General features: G+C 56.0%; 16 protein-coding genes and 1 rRNA gene. 9 read left to right on the top strand and 8 right to left on the bottom strand.

The window, feature by feature from the left end:
- Positions 1-113 precede the first annotated feature (113 nt).
- From rsmG to asnC, 4 genes are all read right to left on the bottom strand, one after another.
- Positions 114-737: a 16S rRNA (guanine(527)-N(7))-methyltransferase RsmG gene (rsmG, locus tag FHC52_RS13625; RefSeq protein ID WP_220420116.1), complete on the bottom strand. Its 624-nt coding sequence runs from the start codon at positions 735-737 to the stop codon at positions 114-116.
- A 107-nt stretch (positions 738-844) separates the two neighbouring features.
- Entirely contained in the window at positions 845-2,734 is a 1,890-nt protein-coding gene (gene mnmG, locus FHC52_RS13620) for a tRNA uridine-5-carboxymethylaminomethyl(34) synthesis enzyme MnmG (protein WP_014072433.1), read from the bottom strand.
- Between the two features lie 374 nt (positions 2,735-3,108).
- Entirely contained in the window at positions 3,109-3,558 is a 450-nt protein-coding gene (gene mioC / locus FHC52_RS13615) for an FMN-binding protein MioC (RefSeq protein WP_220420115.1), read from the bottom strand.
- Positions 3,559-3,648: 90 nt separating this feature from the next.
- Complete coding sequence (gene asnC / locus FHC52_RS13610) at positions 3,649-4,107, bottom strand: transcriptional regulator AsnC (protein ID WP_008500198.1); 459 nt, start codon at positions 4,105-4,107, stop codon at positions 3,649-3,651.
- A 151-nt stretch (positions 4,108-4,258) separates the two neighbouring features.
- On the opposite strand from asnC, the gene asnA reads away from it, so the two are divergent.
- Positions 4,259-5,251 carry an aspartate--ammonia ligase gene (asnA, locus tag FHC52_RS13605; RefSeq protein ID WP_023345140.1) on the top strand — a complete coding sequence of 331 codons (993 nt, stop codon included), beginning with the start codon at positions 4,259-4,261 and terminating at the stop codon, positions 5,249-5,251.
- Here asnA and viaA read toward each other — a convergent pair whose 3' ends face one another.
- Together viaA and ravA are read right to left on the bottom strand one after the other, a co-directional pair.
- Positions 5,252-6,703: an ATPase RavA stimulator ViaA gene (gene viaA, locus FHC52_RS13600; RefSeq protein ID WP_220420114.1), complete on the bottom strand. Its 1,452-nt coding sequence runs from the start codon at positions 6,701-6,703 to the stop codon at positions 5,252-5,254.
- A complete protein-coding gene (gene ravA, locus FHC52_RS13595) occupies positions 6,697-8,193 on the bottom strand; it encodes an ATPase RavA (RefSeq protein ID WP_220420113.1) in 1,497 nt (498 codons plus the stop codon). The genes viaA and ravA overlap by 7 nt, the downstream gene beginning before the upstream one ends.
- 222 nt (positions 8,194-8,415) lie before the next feature.
- On the opposite strand from ravA, the gene kup reads away from it, so the two are divergent.
- The 7 genes from kup (at position 8,416) to rbsR (ending at position 16,353) form a co-directional block, all read left to right on the top strand.
- Positions 8,416-10,284 carry a low affinity potassium transporter Kup gene (gene kup, locus FHC52_RS13590; RefSeq protein ID WP_021242659.1) on the top strand — a complete coding sequence of 623 codons (1,869 nt, stop codon included), beginning with the start codon at positions 8,416-8,418 and terminating at the stop codon, positions 10,282-10,284.
- Between the two features lie 216 nt (positions 10,285-10,500).
- On the top strand, positions 10,501-10,920 hold the full coding sequence (gene rbsD / locus FHC52_RS13585) for a D-ribose pyranase (RefSeq protein WP_023345137.1): 420 nt from the start codon (positions 10,501-10,503) through the stop codon (positions 10,918-10,920).
- 7 nt (positions 10,921-10,927) lie between these two features.
- Positions 10,928-12,433, top strand: coding sequence for a ribose ABC transporter ATP-binding protein RbsA (gene rbsA / locus FHC52_RS13580; RefSeq protein WP_008503496.1), 1,506 nt, complete (start codon positions 10,928-10,930; stop codon positions 12,431-12,433).
- 4 nt (positions 12,434-12,437) lie between these two features.
- On the top strand, positions 12,438-13,403 hold the full coding sequence (rbsC, locus tag FHC52_RS13575; protein ID WP_021242657.1) for a ribose ABC transporter permease: 966 nt from the start codon (positions 12,438-12,440) through the stop codon (positions 13,401-13,403).
- 27 nt (positions 13,404-13,430) lie between these two features.
- Positions 13,431-14,321, top strand: coding sequence for a ribose ABC transporter substrate-binding protein RbsB (rbsB, locus tag FHC52_RS13570; protein WP_008503498.1), 891 nt, complete (start codon positions 13,431-13,433; stop codon positions 14,319-14,321).
- Positions 14,322-14,427: 106 nt separating this feature from the next.
- On the top strand, positions 14,428-15,357 hold the full coding sequence (gene rbsK / locus FHC52_RS13565; RefSeq protein ID WP_039267138.1) for a ribokinase: 930 nt from the start codon (positions 14,428-14,430) through the stop codon (positions 15,355-15,357).
- A 3-nt stretch (positions 15,358-15,360) separates the two neighbouring features.
- Positions 15,361-16,353: a ribose operon transcriptional repressor RbsR gene (gene rbsR, locus FHC52_RS13560; RefSeq protein ID WP_021242654.1), complete on the top strand. Its 993-nt coding sequence runs from the start codon at positions 15,361-15,363 to the stop codon at positions 16,351-16,353.
- Here the strand turns inward: rbsR and mdtD are convergent.
- Positions 16,319-17,752 (bottom strand): multidrug transporter subunit MdtD, encoded by a 1,434-nt coding sequence (gene mdtD / locus FHC52_RS13555; protein ID WP_021242653.1) that lies wholly within the window; start codon positions 17,750-17,752, stop codon positions 16,319-16,321. The genes rbsR and mdtD overlap by 35 nt on opposite strands.
- Positions 17,749-18,456, bottom strand: a complete 708-nt coding sequence (locus tag FHC52_RS13550; protein WP_021242652.1) for a FadR/GntR family transcriptional regulator — start codon at positions 18,454-18,456, stop codon at positions 17,749-17,751. Before FHC52_RS13550 ends, mdtD begins: the two co-directional genes overlap by 4 nt.
- 453 nt (positions 18,457-18,909) lie before the next feature.
- Between FHC52_RS13550 and FHC52_RS13545 the strand changes: the two genes are divergently transcribed.
- Positions 18,910-19,120 (top strand): 16S ribosomal RNA (locus FHC52_RS13545); the annotation flags it as partial.

Genomic DNA, 19,120 nt, shown 5'->3' with positions numbered 1-19,120 from the left:
GAAGAAAAACCTTAGTGAAGCAGAGGTTAAAAGCTCCTCGGTAAATCCCCGGTAGTTGTGCTGTTTTTTAACATGATAAGAACAGCACGAATTCCACATTTTTTATTAATTTTTTAAAAATTGTTTGGCTTAATTATCACCAGGTGTCGTTCGCCTTCGAGCTGAGGAATCTGTAATTTCTCAATAGACTCGACAGCAAAACCGTCCGGAAGCTGTTCAATCTCATCGCCTGGCAACTGCCCTTTCAGTGCATAAAAGCGGCCATTCTCCGCAGGTAAGTGCTTGCACCAGCTCACCATATCGTTGAGCGACGCAAATGCGCGGCTGATAACCCCGTCAAACGGCGGCTCTGCCGGGAACTCCTCTACCCTGCTCTGCACGGGCGTGATGTTTTCAGGCTTTAGCTCATGCTGTACCTGGCGTAAAAAGCGCACGCGTTTTCCAAGGCTGTCCAGCAGCGTGAAATGGCTCTCAGGGCGAACAATCGACAGCGGAATACCCGGCAGACCAGGTCCCGTCCCCACGTCGATAAAGCGTTCACCTTTCAGCCAGGGAGCAACCACGATGCTGTCGAGAATGTGGCGAACGAGCATCTCGTTGGGGTCGCGAACAGACGTCAGGTTGTACGCTTTGTTCCATTTGTTCAGCATATCGACATAGGCCACCAGCTGATTTTTCTGGTGATCGGTGAGCGAAATACCTGCCTGATCCAGCAGACGAGAGAGTTTGTTGAGCACGGTGAATACCTGTTGAGAGTTTTTTTGCCCGGTGGCGCTGCCGCTTACCGGGCCTACGAATAAGTAGGGCGGGTCAGCGAAGCGCCACCCGCCAAAAGCAATGTCAATTACGCGCTACGGCGCAGCATGCCCTGCTTTTTCAGCCACACCAGCAGGATCGAAATCGCCGCCGGGGTCACGCCCGAGATGCGGGATGCCTGACCGATCGACACCGGTTTGTGATCGTTCAGCTTGGCGATCACTTCGTTGGAAAGGCCCGTCACCTGGCGGTAGTCCAGCATTTCCGGCAGCAGCGTGTTTTCGTTACGCTGCTGTTTTTCGATCTCATCCTGCTGACGCGCGATGTAACCTTCGTACTTCACCTGGATCTCAACCTGCTCCGCCGCTTCAGCATCTTCCAAGCCCGGCGCGAACGCGGTCAGTTTGACCAGGTTCTCGTAGGTGACTTCTGGACGGCGCAGCAGATCTTCACCGCTGGCCTCGCGCGACAGCGGCGCGGTTAAGTGAGCGTTTACTTCAGCCGCGGTTTCCGCCTGCGGATTCACCCAGGTGGTTTTCAGACGCTGACGTTCCTGTTCAATGCGCTCCAGCTTCTCGTTGAAGCGCGCCCAGCGTTCGTCATCGACCAGACCGAGCTCGCGGCCCATTTCGGTCAGACGCAGGTCGGCGTTATCTTCACGCAGCATCAGGCGATATTCTGCGCGAGAGGTAAACATACGGTACGGTTCTTTGGTACCCAGCGTGCAGAGATCGTCAACCAGCACGCCCAGGTACGCCTGAGAACGGCCGGGTGCCCAGCCTTCTTTCTCGGCAGAGAAGCGCGCAGCGTTCAGGCCGGCAAGCAGGCCCTGTGCAGCCGCTTCTTCGTAGCCGGTGGTGCCGTTAATCTGACCCGCGAAGAACAGACCGTGGATGAATTTGCTCTCCAGAGTCGGCTTCAGGTCACGCGGATCGAAGAAATCGTACTCAATAGCGTAGCCAGGGCGAACGATTTTTGCGTTCTCCATACCCTGCATTGAGCGAACAATTTGCATCTGCACGTCGAACGGCAGGCTGGTGGAGATGCCGTTCGGGTAAATTTCGTTTGAGGTCAGCCCTTCCGGCTCCAGGAAGATCTGGTGCTGGTTGCGATCGGCAAAGCGCATCACTTTGTCTTCGATCGACGGGCAGTAGCGCGGACCGATCCCTTCGATCACGCCAGCGTACATCGGGCTACGATCGAGGTTATTGCGGATCACATCGTGGGTTTTCTCGTTGGTATGCGTGATATAGCACGGCACCTGCTGCGGATGCTGTGCCGCATTGCCCATGAACGAGAAGACCGGCATTGGGTTGTCACCGTGCTGTTGCGCCAGCACGCTGAAATCAATGGTACGCGCATCAATACGCGGCGGCGTACCGGTTTTCAGGCGGCTAACGCGCAGCGGCAGTTCGCGCAGACGGCGAGACAAGGGAATAGACGGCGGATCGCCAGCACGACCACCGCTGTAGTTATCCAGGCCGATATGAATTTTACCGTCCAGGAATGTCCCCACGGTCAACACCACGGCTTTGGCGCGGAATTTGAGGCCCATCTGGGTCACGGCGCCCACGACGCGATCGTTCTCAACGATAAGATCTTCGACCGCCTGCTGGAAGATCATCAGGTTCGGCTGGTTCTCCAGCGCGGTACGTACCGCCTGACGATAAAGTACGCGGTCTGCCTGTGCACGGGTCGCTCGAACAGCAGGCCCTTTGCTCGCGTTTAGTATCCTAAACTGGATGCCGGCATGATCGATCGCTTTCGCCATCAGGCCGCCAAGTGCATCCACTTCTTTTACCAGGTGTCCTTTCCCAATGCCGCCAATCGCCGGATTACAGGACATTTGTCCCAGCGTGTCGATATTGTGTGTCAAAAGCAGGGTCTGCTGACCCATTCGCGCTGCGGCCATTGCGGCCTCAGTGCCTGCGTGACCCCCGCCAATGATGATGACGTCAAAAGGATCCTGATAAAACATGGTGGTCTGCCTCGCGTAAAGCGGTAAGAAAATGGATTGAAGCCCGGGCCGTGGATTCTACTCAACTTTAGTCTTTCGAGAAAGCATTGGGATCCTGGGCTATTAAAAAGAAGATCTTTTTATTTAGAGATCTGTTCTATTGTGATCTCTTATTAGGATCGCGAACCCGTGTGGATAAGTCCGATCTCATAAAGAAGATCATGCAGTTAGAAAGGATCGTTTGCTGTGAATGATCGGTGATCCTGGACCGTATAAGCTGGGATCAGATCGCGACTTTATACACAGGTCAAAAACGGCGCTACGGTTGTTCTTTGGATAACTACGGGTTAATACGAGCTTTTAACCAGAGTTATCCACATCTGTTCGCGCGATCTTTAATCGTTTTTGAGTAAATTTTTCCATTCCGCGAGCCAGATCTCGGCTGGATCCTCCGGAATGTCATGATCGAGGGTGTTGATCTTGAGCGTTTCACCCAGCTGTTTTGCTCCGCAGGAGGTCACAGCGGCTTCGACTTTCTCTATTGCCCCGCAAAAGGTGTCATATTCACGACTGCCGATCCCTACTGCGCCAAAACGGACGTTTGACAGGTCGGGCTGCTGTTCCAGCAGTTCGTCATATAAAGGTTGCAGGTTATCCGGCAGATCGCCCGCGCCGTGCGTGGAGGTGATCAGCAGCCAGACCCCGTCAGTCGGGAGATCTTCCAGCAACGGGCCGTGCAGGGTTTCCGTAGAAAAGCCCGCCTCTTCCAGCTTTTCAGCCAGATGTTCCGCTACGTATTCTGCACCACCCAGGGTGCTGCCGCTGATAAGGGTAATGTCCGCCATTGATCGCTCGCTCAGATAAAGAGACGGCCATTGTACGCTGTGAACGAGTTGGGATCTACCTGTGGAAAATGTGGGAATGAATTTGCCCGATCACGGGCGGATGGTACGCATGATCGGGTTTTGCAGGGAGATCAGTGTCTCGGTGGACTGAATTTCATCGATTGTTTGGATCTTGTTGATAAGTACCTGCTGAAGGGCGTCGATGGAGCGGCACATGACCTTAATAAAGATGCTGTAGTGCCCGGTGGTGTAGTACGCCTCGGTGACTTCATCCAGCGCGTTCAGTTTCGCCAGGGCGGAGGGGTAGTCTTTGGCGCTTTTTAGAATGATGCCGATGAAGCAGCAGACGTCGTAACCCAGCTGCTTCGGGCTGACGTCAATGCGCGCGCCGGTAATGATCCCCGCCTGCTTCATCTTCTCTACGCGAACGTGAATGGTTCCCGGGCTGACGCCAAACTGTTTCGCCAGTTCGGCGTAGGCGGTACGGGCATTGGCCATTAACGCCTCCAGAATGCCGCGGTCGAGATTGTCGATCTGATAATTTTCCATAGCTTTTTCTTATGAAGATTAATGAATCACTCTATTCTAACGCCTTATTTTATCGAATCAAAAGTGAAGACGGCTTTTTGTTGATGGGTTATTGAATAAGGTGCCATTTCTGTTGCTTAATCAATATCAACAGGACGCAGGAGTATAAATAATGAAAACCGCTTACATCGCAAAACAACGCCAGATCAGTTTCGTAAAATCCCATTTTTCCCGCCAGCTTGAAGAGAAGCTTGGGCTGATTGAAGTCCAGGCCCCGATCCTCAGCCGCGTGGGTGACGGGACGCAGGATAACCTCTCTGGATGCGAAAAAGCGGTACAGGTGAAAGTGAAAACGCTGCCAGACGCCCAGTTCGAAGTGGTTCATTCACTGGCGAAGTGGAAGCGTCAGACCCTGGGACAACATGACTTCAGCGCGGGCGAAGGGCTCTACACGCACATGAAAGCCCTTCGCCCCGATGAAGACCGCCTGTCTCCCATTCATTCCGTTTACGTTGACCAGTGGGACTGGGAGCGCGTGATGGGCGACGGCGAGCGTCACGTCGGCACGCTGAAGTCTACCGTTGAGGCGATCTACGCCGGGATCAAAGCGACCGAAGCGGCCGTAAGCAAAGCGTTTGGTCTGGCACCGTTCCTGCCGGAAACGATCCACTTTGTACACAGCCAGGAATTGCTGACCCGTTTCCCGGATCTGGATGCCAAAGGCCGCGAGCGGGCGATCGCCAAAGAGCTCGGGGCGGTGTTCCTGATTGGGATCGGCGGCAAACTGTCTGATGGCAAACGCCACGACGTTCGTGCGCCGGATTATGATGACTGGAGCACCACCGGTGAGGGCGAATTTGCCGGGCTGAACGGCGATATTCTGGTCTGGAACCCGGTGCTGGAAGACGCATTCGAGCTTTCTTCTATGGGGATCCGCGTGGATGCTGAGGCGCTGAAGCGCCAGCTGGCGGTGACCGGCGATGAAGATCGTCTCAAACTGGAGTGGCACCAGGCGCTGCTGCGTGGGGAAATGCCGCAGACGATTGGCGGCGGTATCGGCCAGTCCCGTCTGACCATGCTGCTGCTTCAGCTGCCCCATATTGGTCAGGTGCAGTGTGGCGTCTGGCCGCAGCAGGTACGTGAAAGCGTCGGTTCTCTTCTGTAATTAACGCTGCCAGCGTCTGAGCAGGCGGCTACGCAACCCGGTATCAAAGCGCCAGATATGATCGAAGATGCGCATGATGCCGGGTTTTCCATGGGCGGACATCGCCACCGCATGAAAACGGTGCTGATGCACACGCTGTAATTCCTTCACTTTATTGACCACGTCATCCGGCAGCCGCTGGGCAATAAAATCGGATATCACTACCGCGTCAGCGTCATACCAGTCGCCGCCCTGCATCCGCTCTACGATGCTGCGAAAACAGCTGGCCAGATCGGTGCCGCCGCGAAAGCGCTGGCTCAGGAAGCGGATTGCCTGCTCGATCCCCTGCTGGTTCGTCAGCTCATAGCCCACGACTTCGCTGGAGAACAGCATGATGAAGCAGCGGCGGCGATCGGCGAGCGCCACGCGCATCAGCGCCAGACAGAACGCCTTTGCACACTGCTCGTTAAACCCCCCCATGGAGCCGGACGTATCCACGCTGACAATAAATGGCCCGCGCGGCTGTTCGTCGAAATCCTGATGAATGACCGGCCGCTGGCTGATTTTCTCGCGCCAGGCTTCACCGTGCAGCCGGTAGGTGAGGAGCTGCTTTTCCACCAGCCGACGGTAAAACTCGTACTCCAGCTCGGTCATCCCGAGCGTGCTCAGCTCGGTGGGCAGCAGGCGCAGGATGTCATCGCTCTGCTGGAGCCCGTCGACCTGCTCTGGAACGGTGGCCGGCTCACGCACCAGGGTGCGGAAGGTTTCCATCGGGGCATCTTTCTTTGGAACCGACTTTGCCTCCCTTGAACGTCCCAGCTGTTCTGCAAGCTTCATCAGCTCGGGCTGCTGCGCCAGAAAATCGCCGTACTTGACGATCAGCTGATAGTCCCCGCGCCGAAGCTGGCCGGCGCTCATATCCCAGAGACGCCCTGCCGCGTTCTCATTTTCCACCAGCACCTGCTCAAGCTGGCCGCTTAAGGTCATGCGTTCCTGAACTTCACTGAGCAGCTGTTCGCGCTCTTCATCCAGCAGCTGCTGGTTTAGCGTCGTGGCCTGCACCACCAGGCTGAGACGCCAGCGCTGTAAGAAGAGGGTGTGCAGTGCGGGAGTGAACGTGGCGTTGTCCGTGACCAGCCCCCGGGCCTGGCTGGCAAACGGGGAGTGGACCTTGTCGAGCAACGTCAGGGTTTGCGGAAGCTGGACGATAAACTGCGACGTGGAAAGTCGCTGGCACTGCTGATAGCAGGCCACTTCTTCCGTTAACTCAGGGGGGACTTCGGTCTCTTTAAACCGTTGACGCAGGTTATCCCGCCAGCGCGGAAGATCGTCGGTCATCGCCTTTTTGAGCTTCGGAAATTTTTCAAAGAAGGCCGCCAGCTGCGGTGAAGCCAGAAGGGTGATCACCACTTCTTCGATCAACCCTTCCTCGCTGACGGCCAGCATGACGTTAAGCGTATCCAGGGTTAGCATTGACGCGCCTGTTTGATCTGCGCGCTGACGTCCTGCAGGCTGGCTTCGATGCGGCCTAACCAGTCGCTATGGATAAAGAGGCATTTTTGCTGCTCGCTAAAGCGGGTGTGCTGCTGGTGCCATTCGGTGTCCAGCGCGTCCAGCTGCTGCTTAATCTCTTCAGGGACGCTCTCAGAGGCGGTTCCCGGAAGCGCAAGACGCGAGCCCTGCAGGCTGACGTCGCGGATCACCAGGTGCTGGCTGCTGTCTACTTCCATATTCAGCGGCTGCGCAAAACCGATGCCGTTGAGCTTTCCGCGGATCTCTCCGCCCTTATCCAGCCACTGCGCCAGCGTCTCGCGCTCAATCGTCACGTGCACCACCTGCATGTCATGCAGCTTGAGCGGCTGCTGGAGCAGCAGGGTCAGCGTCGTGCTGGTGAGTTCGGCGGGTAATTCATAGTGCGGTTTGCGGGCGAACATCCCCCCCAGGCGAATCACTTTCAGCGCGGTTTTATCACTTTGCTGCTGCTGAAGCTGGATGCGCCGCTGGGCAATCGCCCCCAGCTGATTGAGCATCGCCTGCTGTCCCCAGGCGTGTCCGGTCATCAAAACGTCGAGCTGCTGCTGCATCAGATTCATGCCTTCCGCGTCGTGCCAGAGGCAGTCTTTCAGCAGGATCAGATCGATGGGCGCAACGGCATCGCGACCGCTGAACAGGGCGCTGGCCTGCAGCAGGCGGATCGCTTTTTTCCAGCGGCGATCGGAGACATAGGGGGCAGAGGGCAGTAAATCAAGCTGCTGGCGCAGCATGAAGATCAGCTCGAAGACGGAATCAGGCAGCTTAATTTTACCGATCTCTTCCTGCCACTGGTAATACTCCTCGTCTGATACCTGCAATGACGCTGCTACCGGGTTCTCGTTCTCATCCTGCTGGCTGACCAGCATGGAACGGAAATTGGACTTATCCTGCACTTTGTCCAGCCACAGGCGGATCAGCATACGGTCATACAGCGCTTCCAGGCTGCTGTCGGCTTCAGGCAGTTCGTTTGAGGCGGCCACCAGCAGGCGCATCGGGATTTTCTCTTCACTGGCGCCGTTGCGGAACCGACGTTCGTTTATCGCCGTGAGCAGGGTGTTCAGAATGGCCGGGCCGGCTTTCCAGATCTCATCAAGGAAGACAATTTCTGCCTCAGGCAGATACCCCGTCGTCAGGCGCTCGTAGCGTCCTTCATCTTTCAGCGCCTGAATGGAAAGGGGGCCAAACACCTCTTCCGGGGTGGAAAAGCGGGTCATCAGGTATTCAAACGCGCGGGCGTTCTTAAAAGCAAACTTAAGCCTGCGGGCAATCAGGCTTTTGGCGATGCCCGGCGGCCCAAGCAGAAACACGCTTTCACCGCTCAATGCTGCCAGTAAACAGAGGCGAATGGCGTGGCTACGCTCGAAAAGGCCTTTCTCCAGCGCGCTGCTGAGGCGGGAAATTCTTTCTGCTAATAAATGTGAGTGAGCCATAATAGTTTTGCATCCTTTCGCCGTCGTGGCGGCCAATTGAAGCGAGTATAGACGTTTCAGTCAGGGCTGGTAATAGGCTGAAGTGCGGCGCAATTTTCTTTGCGCTACATTAATGCGGTTGCATTTAGGGGTACGATTTTGCAATGAATCGTGCATACTGTGCGCTTTTTGTGGGCCAAGGGACCAGGAACACATTTGTTATTTAAACGAAAAGACTAGTCTATGAGCACTGATAATAAGCAATCATTACCCGCAATTACGCTTGCGGCGATCGGGGTTGTCTACGGTGATATCGGCACCAGCCCGCTTTATACGCTTCGTGAATGTTTGTCCGGCCAGTTTGGCTTTGGTGTTGAGCGCGATGCCGTGTTTGGCTTCCTGTCCCTCATCTTCTGGCTGCTGATTCTGGTCGTTTCCGTTAAGTATCTCTCCTTCGTTATGCGCGCTGATAACGCGGGCGAAGGCGGTATCCTGACCCTGATGTCCCTTGCAGGGCGCAACACCTCCGCCAGAATGACCTCCGTGCTGGTGATTATCGGCCTGATTGGCGGCAGCTTCTTCTACGGAGAGGTGGTTATCACGCCCGCGATTTCGGTCCTCTCGGCGATAGAGGGGCTGGAGATCATCGCGCCACAGCTTGATACGTGGGTGGTCCCGCTGGCGATAATCGTGTTGACGCTGCTGTTTGTGATCCAGAAGCACGGTACCGGGCTGGTGGGAAAACTGTTTGCGCCGATTATGCTGGCCTGGTTCCTGATCCTGGCGGCGCTCGGTTTACGCAGCATTATCGCGAACCCGGAAGTGCTGCATGCGCTGAACCCATACTGGGCCGTGCATTTCTTCCTCGAATACAAAGTAGTTTCCTTCGTGGCGCTGGGGGCGGTCGTGCTCTCCATCACCGGTGTGGAAGCGCTGTATGCGGATATGGGTCACTTCGGAAAGCTGCCTATCCGCGTGGCCTGGTTTTTGGTTGTGCTGCCGTCGCTGGTGCTCAACTACTTCGGCCAGGGCGCGCTGTTGCTCAAAAATCCGGAAGCGATCAAGAACCCGTTCTTCCTGCTGGCACCTGACTGGGCGCTGGTGCCGATGCTGATCCTGGCGACGCTGGCGACCGTCATTGCCTCTCAGGCGGTGATTTCCGGCGTGTTTTCTCTGACGCGTCAGGCCGTGCGTCTGGGGTATCTCTCACCGATGCGCATCATTCATACCTCAGAGATGGAGTCGGGCCAGATCTACATCCCGTTCGTTAACTGGCTGCTCTACTTCGCTGTTGTGATTGTGATTGTCAGCTTCGAGCACTCCAGCAACCTGGCGGCGGCGTACGGTATTGCGGTAACCGGCACCATGGTGCTGACATCGCTTCTCTCCACCACGGTGGCATACCGTAACTGGCACTGGAATAAGTTCCTCGTGGCGATGATTCTGGTGGGCTTCCTGTGCATTGACGTGCCGCTGTTCTCCGCGAACCTCGACAAAATTGTCTCCGGCGGCTGGCTTCCGCTGACGCTGGGTCTGGTGATGTTCATTGTCATGACCACCTGGAAAAGCGAGCGTTTCCGCCTGCTGCGGCGCATGCATGAGCACGGGAATTCTCTGGAGGCGATGATTGCTTCTCTGGAGAAATCTCCGCCGGTCCGCGTGCCGGGCACCGCGGTGTACATGTCTCGCGCCCTGAACGTGATCCCGTTCGCGCTGATGCATAACCTCAAGCACAACAAAGTGCTGCACGAGCGCGTGATCCTGCTGACGCTGCGTACCGAAGATGCGCCATATGTTCACAACGTACGCCGCGTGCAGATTGAGCAGCTCTCCCCGACCTTCTGGCGCGTGGTGGCAAGCTACGGCTGGCGCGAAACGCCGAACGTGGAAGAGGTGTTCCACCGCTGCGGTCTGGAAGGCTTAAGCTGCCGCATGATGGAGACGTCGTTCTTTATGTCCCACGAGTCGCTGATCATCGGTAAGCGCCCGTGGTACCTGCGCCTGCGCGGTAAGCTGTATCTCATCCTGCAACGTAACGCCCTGCGTGCGCCTGACCAGTTTGAGATCCCGCCTAACCGCGTGATAGAGCTGGGTACGCAGGTCGAGATTTAAGTCCTTTCGAAAATGCCGGGTGGCGCTGCGCTTACCCGGCCTACCAAACCCGTAGGCCCGTGCAAGCGAAGCGCCGCCGGGCAATTTCTCCCATCAATATTTCACTTAGCGAAACGTTTCGACGTCGATCACAAATCTGTTACGTCATGGTGGTTTTCTGAACATTTCTGAGGCTACACTCTTTTTAGCGAAACGTTTCGCTAGTGGAGCAAGAAAATGAAGAAAGGCACTGTACTCAACTCAGAAATCTCGTCGGTTATTTCCCGTCTTGGGCATACCGATACGCTGGTGGTTTGCGATGCAGGCTTACCGGTTCCGCGCAGCACAACCCGTATCGATATGGCGTTAACGCAGGGCGTACCTTCGTTTATGCAGGTACTGGACGTGGTGACCGCGGAGATGCAGGTTGAGACGGCCATTCTCGCGGCGGAAATCAAACAACATAATCCGCAGCTCCATGAAACGTTGCTCAGCCATCTTGAGCAGCTGCAACAACACCAGGGAAACACCATCGAAATTCGTTACACAACGCACGAACAATTCAAACAACAAACCGCAGACAGTCAGGCGGTGATTCGCAGCGGGGAGTGTTCCCCGTATGCGAATATCATTCTCTGTGCTGGCGTCACCTTCTGAGGCCATCATGGACGCATTACTGCAACTCAAAGGGATCGATAAGTCGTTCCCGGGCGTAAAAGCCCTCTCCGGCGCGGCGCTGAACGTTTACCCCGGGCGCGTAATGGCGCTGGTGGGCGAAAACGGCGCCGGCAAATCCACCATGATGAAAGTGCTGACCGGTATCTATCAACGCGATGCCGGTTCCCTCCTCTGGCTGGGTAAAGAAACCACCTTCACTGGCCCGAAATCTTCTCAGGAAGCGGGTATCGGCATTATTCACCAGGAGCTGAACCTGATCCCGCAGCTCACCATTGCGGAGAACATCTTCCTCGGCCGTGAGTTCGTGAACCGCTTCGGCAAGATCGACTGGAAAACCATGTATGCCGAAGCCGACAAGCTGCTGGCGAAACTGAACCTGCGCTTTAAGAGCGACCGGCTGGTCGGCGATCTCTCCATCGGCGATCAGCAGATGGTGGAAATCGCGAAGGTGCTGAGCTTTGAGTCGAAGGTCATCATTATGGATGAACCGACCGACGCCCTGACCGATACCGAAACCGAATCCCTGTTCCGCGTTATTCGCGAGCTGAAATCGCAGGGGCGCGGGATTGTCTATATCTCTCACCGCATGAAAGAGATCTTTGAAATCTGCGATGACGTCACCGTCTTCCGCGACGGGCAGTTTATTGCCGAGCGACAAGTGGCCACGCTGACGGAAGATACGCTCATCGAAATGATGGTGGGACGCAAGCTTGAAGATCAGTATCCGCATCTGGATAAAGCGCCGGGTGAGATTCGCCTGAAGGTGGATAACCTCTGCGGCCCGGGTGTGAACGACGTGACCTTTACCCTGCGCCAGGGCGAGATCCTGGGCGTGGCGGGTCTGATGGGCGCGGGACGTACCGAGCTGATGAAAGTGTTGTACGGCGCACTGCCGCGCACCAGCGGTTATGTCACCCTCGACGGCCATGAAGTGGTCACCCGCTCCCCGCAGGATGGTCTGGCGAACGGCATCGTCTATATCTCCGAAGACCGCAAACGCGACGGCTTAGTGCTGGGCATGTCGGTAAAAGAGAACATGTCCCTCACCGCGCTGCGCTATTTCAGCCACAGCGGCGGCAGCCTGAAGCATAAAGACGAGCAGCAGGCGGTCAGCGATTTTATCCGTCTCTTTAACGTTAAAACGCCGTCGATGGAGCAGGCGATTGGCCTGTTGTCCGGCGGGAATCAGCAGAAAGTGGCAATTGCTCGCGGGCTGATGACGCGCCCGAAAGTGTTGATCCTCGACGAGCCAACCCGCGGCGTAGACGTGGGAGCGAAGAAAGAGATCTATCAGCTGATTAACCAGTTCAAGGCCGATGGTCTGAGCATCATTCTGGTCTCTTCCGAGATGCCAGAAGTATTAGGCATGAGCGATCGCATTATCGTCATGCATGAAGGGCATCTCGGCGGTGAATTCACTCGCGAGCAGGCCACCCAGGAAGTTCTGATGGCTGCCGCTGTGGGCAAGCTTAATCGCGTGAATCAGGAGTAAGAAGATGACTACCCAGGCTGTTTCTGGTCGCCGCTATTTCACAAAGGCGTGGCTGATGGAACAAAAATCGCTCATTGCCCTGCTGGTGCTGATCGCGATTGTGTCGACCATGAGCCCGAATTTCTTCACCGTAAATAACCTGTTCAACATTCTGCAGCAGACGTCGGTGAACGCCATTATGGCGGTCGGCATGACGCTGGTGATTTTGACCTCAGGGATCGATCTGTCCGTCGGTTCCCTGCTGGCCCTCACCGGCGCGATCGCCGCTTCGCTGGTCGGGATTGAAGTCAACGCGCTGGTGGCCGTGGCCGCGGCCCTGGCGGCAGGCGCGGCGATTGGCGCCGTCACCGGCGTGATTGTGGCAAAAGGCCGCGTTCAGGCGTTCATCGCGACGCTGGTGATGATGCTGCTGCTGCGCGGTGTGACCATGGTGTATACCAACGGCAGCCCGGTCAATACCGGCTTCACCGATAACGCCGATCTGTTTGGCTGGTTCGGTATCGGTCGCCCGCTGGGTGTCCCGACCCCGGTCTGGATCATGGCTATCGTCTTCCTGGCGGCGTGGTACATGCTGCACCATACCCGTCTGGGTCGTTATATCTATGCGCTGGGCGGTAACGAAGCGGCAACGCGCCTGTCCGGGATTAGCGTTAATAAAGTCAAAGTTATCGTGTACTCCCTGTGCGGTCTGCTGGCGTCACTGGCGGGCATCATCGAAGTGGCGCGCCTCTCTTCCGCGCAGCCGACGGCGGGTACGGGGTATGAGCTGGATGCTATTGCAGCAGTGGTTCTGGGCGGTACGAGTCTGGCGGGCGGTAAAGGTCGCATTGTTGGGACATTGATCGGCGCACTGATTCTCGGTTTCCTGAATAATGGTTTGAATTTGTTAGGTGTTTCCTCCTATTACCAGATGATCGTTAAGGCAGTGGTGATTTTGCTGGCGGTACTGGTAGACAACAAAAAACAGTAACTGACGACACTACAGGACATCTTAGATATGAACATGAAAAAACTGGCTACCCTGGTTTCTGCTGTCGCGCTGAGCGCAACCGTAAGTGCTAACGCCATGGCGAAAGATACCATCGCGCTGGTTGTCTCTACGCTGAACAACCCGTTCTTCGTCTCCCTGAAGGATGGAGCGCAGAAAGAAGCGGATAAACTGGGCTACAACCTGGTGGTACTGGATTCACAGAACAACCCGGCGAAAGAGCTGGCTAACGTTCAGGACTTAACCGTTCGTGGCACCAAAATTCTGCTGATCAACCCAACCGATTCTGATGCCGTAGGCAACGCCGTGAAGATGGCAAACCAGGCGAAAATTCCTGTGATCACCCTGGACCGTCAGGCAACCAAAGGCGACGTAGTGAGCCATATCGCGTCTGACAACGTGCTGGGCGGCAAAATTGCGGGTGACTACATTGCGAAGAAAGCCGGTGAAGGCGCGAAAGTCATCGAACTGCAGGGGATTGCCGGTACGTCTGCCGCCCGCGAGCGTGGCGAAGGCTTCCAGCAGGCGGTTGCAGCGCACAAATTCAACGTGCTGGCTAGCCAGCCGGCAGACTTCGACCGTACTAAAGGTCTGAACGTCATGCAGAACCTGCTGACCGCACATCCTGACGTGCAGGCGGTATTCGCGCAGAACGACGAAATGGCGCTGGGTGCGCTGCGCGCTCTGCAGACTGCAGGTAAATCTGATGTGATGGTTGTCGGATTTGACGGCACGCCGGATGGTGAAAAAGCAGTAAACGATGGCAAACTGGCTGCGACCATCGCTCAACTGCCTGAGCAGATTGGCGCGACTGGCGTTGAAACTGCCGACAAAGTGCTGAAGGGCGAAAAAGTTCAGGCTAAATACCCTGTTGACCTGAAACTGGTTATCAAGCAGTAAAAGGCGAATCAGGCCGTCACTGGCGGCCTGAGGGACACCAATAAAGAAAAGTGTGGCATACGCCACCGGGTAACACCGGTGGCGCTCTCAGATGGACAACCCAACCATGAAAACCGCAGGCAACCTCGTCGTCCTTGGCAGTATCAATGCCGATCACATTCTTAACCTTGAATCGTTCCCTGCACCGGGCGAAACCGTCACGGGTAACCAGTATCAGGTCGCATTCGGTGGTAAAGGGGCAAACCAGGCCGTCGCTGCCGGTCGCAGCGGGGCGAATATTGCGTTTATCGCCTGCACGGGTGATGACGATACCGGCGAGCGCGTACGCAAGCAGCTGGCGAGCGACAACATCGATATCGCACCGGTCAGCGTTGTTGCAGGGGAATCTACCGGCGTGGCGCTGATTTTCGTCAACGCAGAAGGTGAGAATGTCATCGGTATTCATGCTGGCGCTAACGCAGCGCTGACGACGGAGCGCGTGGAAGCGCAACGTGCAATCATTGGCGGCGCCGAGGCCCTGCTGATGCAGCTGGAGTCGCCGGTTGAAAGCGTGCTGGCCGCGGCCAAAATTGCGCATGAAAATCATACCACTGTCGTACTTAACCCGGCCCCAGCCCGTGTATTATCAGACGAGCTGCTGGCGCTGGTGGATATCATCACGCCGAACGAAACCGAAGCCGAAAAGCTGACGGGCATTCGCGTAGAAAACGATGACGATGCCGCGAGAGCCGCGCGTGCGCTGCACGACAAAGGCATCGGAACCGTGATCATCACCCTGGGCAGCCGTGGGGTATGGGCAAGCGTAAACGGTGAAGGCCGTCGCGTGCCGGGCTTTAAGGTGAAGGCGATTGATACCATCGCAGCGGGAGACACCTTCAATGGTGCGCTGGTGACCTCGCTGCTGGAAGGCAAGAAAATGGATGATGCGATCCGCTTCGCGCATGCCGCTGCCGCGATTGCGGTGACGCGCAAGGGCGCTCAGCCTTCCGTTCCGTGGCGTAAAGAGATCGATGAATTCTTAAGTCAGCAGGGGTAACGCTTGGCCACAATGAAAGATGTCGCCCGCCTGGCGGGCGTTTCTACCTCGACGGTGTCTCACGTCATTAATAACGATCGCTTCGTCAGCGAGGCGATTCGGGAAAAAGTCGAAGCGGCAGTAAAAGATCTCAACTATGCGCCGTCTGCACTGGCGCGCAGCCTTAAGCTCAACCAGACGCGTACGATCGGTATGCTGATCACCGCCAGTACCAACCCCTTTTATTCTGAGCTGGTTCGCGGCGTGGAGCGCAGCTGCTTCGAGCGTGGCTACAGCCTGGTGCTGTGCAATACCGAAGGGGACGAGCAGCGCATGAACCGTAACCTGGAAACGCTGATGCAAAAACGCGTCGACGGGCTACTGCTGCTGTGTACCGAAACGCACCAGCCGTCGAAAGAGATTATCCAGCGCTATCCCTCCATTCCCACGGTGATGATGGACTGGGCGCCGTTCGACGGCACCAGCGACCTCATTCAGGATAACTCTCTGCTGGGGGGCGATATGGCCACCCAGTATTTGATCGATAAAGGCTATACCCGCATTGCCTGCATTACCGGTCCGCTGGACAAAACCCCGGCGCGTTTGCGTCTGGAAGGATATCTCGCCGCGATGGCGCGGGCGGGACTTTCCGTGCCGGAAGGGTATCGTATTACCGGTGATTTTGAGTTTCACGGTGGTTTTGAAGCGATGCAGACGCTGCTGGCGCAACCGCAGCGTCCGCAGGCGGTGTTTATCGGCAACGACGCCATGGCGTTTGGCGCCTATCAGGCGTTATATCAGGCCGGTTTGCGCGTTCCCCATGATATGGCGGTAATCGGCTACGATGATATCGAGCTGGCCAGCTATATGACGCCGCCGCTCACCACCATTCATCAGCCAAAAGATGAACTGGGCGAGCTGGCCATCGATGTGTTGATCCACCGAATGGCTCAGCCCACGCTGCAGCAGCAGCGCCTGCAGCTTACTCCTGTTCTGATGGAACGCGGTTCGGTTTAGCTTTCTCTTTGTGACGCTCTTTAATCAGGTTTCGGCCGTCTTTCGGTTTTAACAGCATAAAGACCAGCGCTGAAACGACGGTGAGTGCGCCCATGGTGATAAAGGTATAGTGGAACTGCTCGACGGTGTTCGCGCTGTCGAAACCTTCATAAAACCGCAGTACCGCCGCGCTCACTGCAACCCCTAAACTGATCGACAGCTGCTGTGTGACTGCCAGCACGCTGTTGCCGCTACTGGCGTTCTCGTCGGTCAGATCCGCAAGGGTGATGGTGTTCATCGATGTGAACTGCGTCGACATCGCCATGCCCAGTACAAACAGCGGCAGGATCAGCATCCAGACGGGAAGCGAGGCGGACTGCAGCGAGAACTGCGCAATCATCAGACCGATAAAGACCGTCACGCCAACCAGCGTTTTGCGATAGCCAAACCAGCGTAGCACCTGCGTCACGGTCGATTTTGCCAGAATCGAGCCCATCGCCGTGGGCGCCATCATGCAGCCGGCAATCAGTGCCGGATAGCCGAAACCAACCTGCAGCATCAGCGGCATCAGGAACGGTACGCAGCCCGTCCCCAGACGCGAGGCAATGTTTCCTGCGATTCCGACGGAAAACGTTCGGGTGTTGAAGAGCCCAAGAGAGATTAACGGCGTCGGATGGCGGCGCGCATGACGTATATAAAGAAGGAAAAGCAGAATCCCGGCGAGGATAACGGAGAGCGCCATCCACGTCGCGACGATCTTCTCGCCAAACAGCTCCATCCCGCTGGAGAAGAGCACCAGGCTCAGGCCAAACAGGAAGAAGCCGCCCATATCGAAACTGCGCCTTGGCGTGGTGAAGTTCGGCATATATTTGCGGGCATACAGCAACCCCGCTACGCCAATCGGAATATTAATCAGGAAGATCCAGTGCCAGCTTGCCCAGGTGACAAACACGCCACCGAGTACCGGGCCAAGTATCGGCCCTACCAGACCCGGCATGGTGACGAAGTTAAGCACGGGAAGCAGTTCGCTTCGCGGGTAGGCTCGCAGCAGGGCAAGGCGCGCCACGGGCATCATCATCGCACCGCCAATGCCCTGTAATACGCGGAAGATAACCAGCTCCGTTAAGGACGAGGAGAGCGCACAGGCCAGCGAACCGAGCGTAAAGAGCGTTACGGCCAGCATGAAAACTCTGCGGGTGCCGAAGCGGTCGGCCAGCCAGCCGCTAACAGGGATCAGCATCGCGACCGTCAGGGTATAGCTGATGATGGCGGACTGCATCGCCAGCGGGGAACGGTTGAGGCTTTGCGCAATAGCGGGAAGCGCGGTGTTGAGGATGGTGGCATCCAGTGCCTGCATAAAAAACGCCATGGCTGCAATCCACGGCAATCCGGCCATGCTGCGCGCTTTTTTCTTTGTCATTTATTTACCTGCTGGTGGGTTGGCGCAGCCAGCAATGCCTGGCACGCACTCAGGGCTCGCTGCCCGTCGCTTTCCTGAATGGCATCCACTATCGCCTGGTGCCATTCCAGTTTTACCACGTCGTCTTGTGTAATAGAGGTAAAGTAAGTGTGGTACACCGAATGGAATAACGAGGCAAAAGAGGTGAGGAACGGATTGGCGCTCATCATATAGATATGTTCATGCCAGGCCATATCGACCTCAACCCAGCGTTCGCGGTTGAAGTGTTTTTTCAGGAACACCATCTCTTCCATCAACGCGTTAAGCTGCGCTTTCTGCTCCGCTGTTCCAAGCGTGGCAGCAAGTAGACATGCCTGAGGCTCAAGGCTGCTGCGCATTACCAGAAAGTGATCGATCACCTGATGAAAGTTGTCTTCCGTCATCCACCAGGAGAGCAACTCCTGATCGAGAAAATTCCAGTTACTTTGTGGCATCACGCGTGTGCCAATACGAGGGCGCGGAAGCACCATACCTTTTGCCGTCAGGGTTTTCACCGCTTCGCGCACGGCGGTACGGCTCACCCCAAACTGCTCACCCAGCTCCATTTCACCCGGCAGGATGCTTCCCGGGGCATATTTACCCGCTAAAATCCGCTGAGCCAGCTTTTCGGCCAGCACATAAGACAGGTTTTTTTGGGCGGCCAGCTGTTGCGCGCTTAATGGCATCGCTTTTATTCCTTAAAGATTCATGCTGATAATTATGCTACCGTGAATGTGATTGTGGTTGCAGATACATCAAATAGAACAATTTGTAGCTTGATTTCACCTCTATTGGTGAAAAAAAACGCGGATGGAAACTTTTTTTAAATTTCCTCTTGTCACATCAGAATAACTCCCTATAATGCGCCTCCACTGACACGGAACAACGGCACACGCGCCGCCGGGTTAGCAGAGAATAGCGAAAATAAACGCTTGACTCTGAAGCGGGAAAGCGTAATATGCACACCCCGCGCCGCAGCGAAAACGAAGCGGCACTGCTCTTTAACAATTTATCAGACAATCTGTGTGGGCACTCAAAGTGACATGGATTCTTAACGTCCTCGGACGAAAAATGAATACCAAGTCTCTGAGTGAACATGCGTAATTCATTACGAAGTTTAATTCACGAGCATCAAACTTAAATTGAAGAGTTTGATCATGGCTCAGATTGAACGCTGGCGGCAGGCCTAACACATGCAAGTCGAGCGGTAACACAGGGAGCTTGCTCCTGGGTGACGAGCGGCGGACGGGTGAGTAATGTCTGGGAAACTGCCTGATGGAGGGGGATAACTACTGGAAACGGTAGCTAATACCGCATAACGTCGCAAGACCAAAGAGGGGGACCTTCGGG

It is taken from the genome of Enterobacter sp. EC_64 (assembly GCF_019584165.1).
Taxonomy (GTDB): Bacteria; Pseudomonadota; Gammaproteobacteria; order Enterobacterales; family Enterobacteriaceae; genus Enterobacter; species Enterobacter roggenkampii.
The sequence above is the reverse complement of the archived record's forward strand: the minus strand, read 5'-3'. Positions and strand labels throughout refer to the sequence as shown.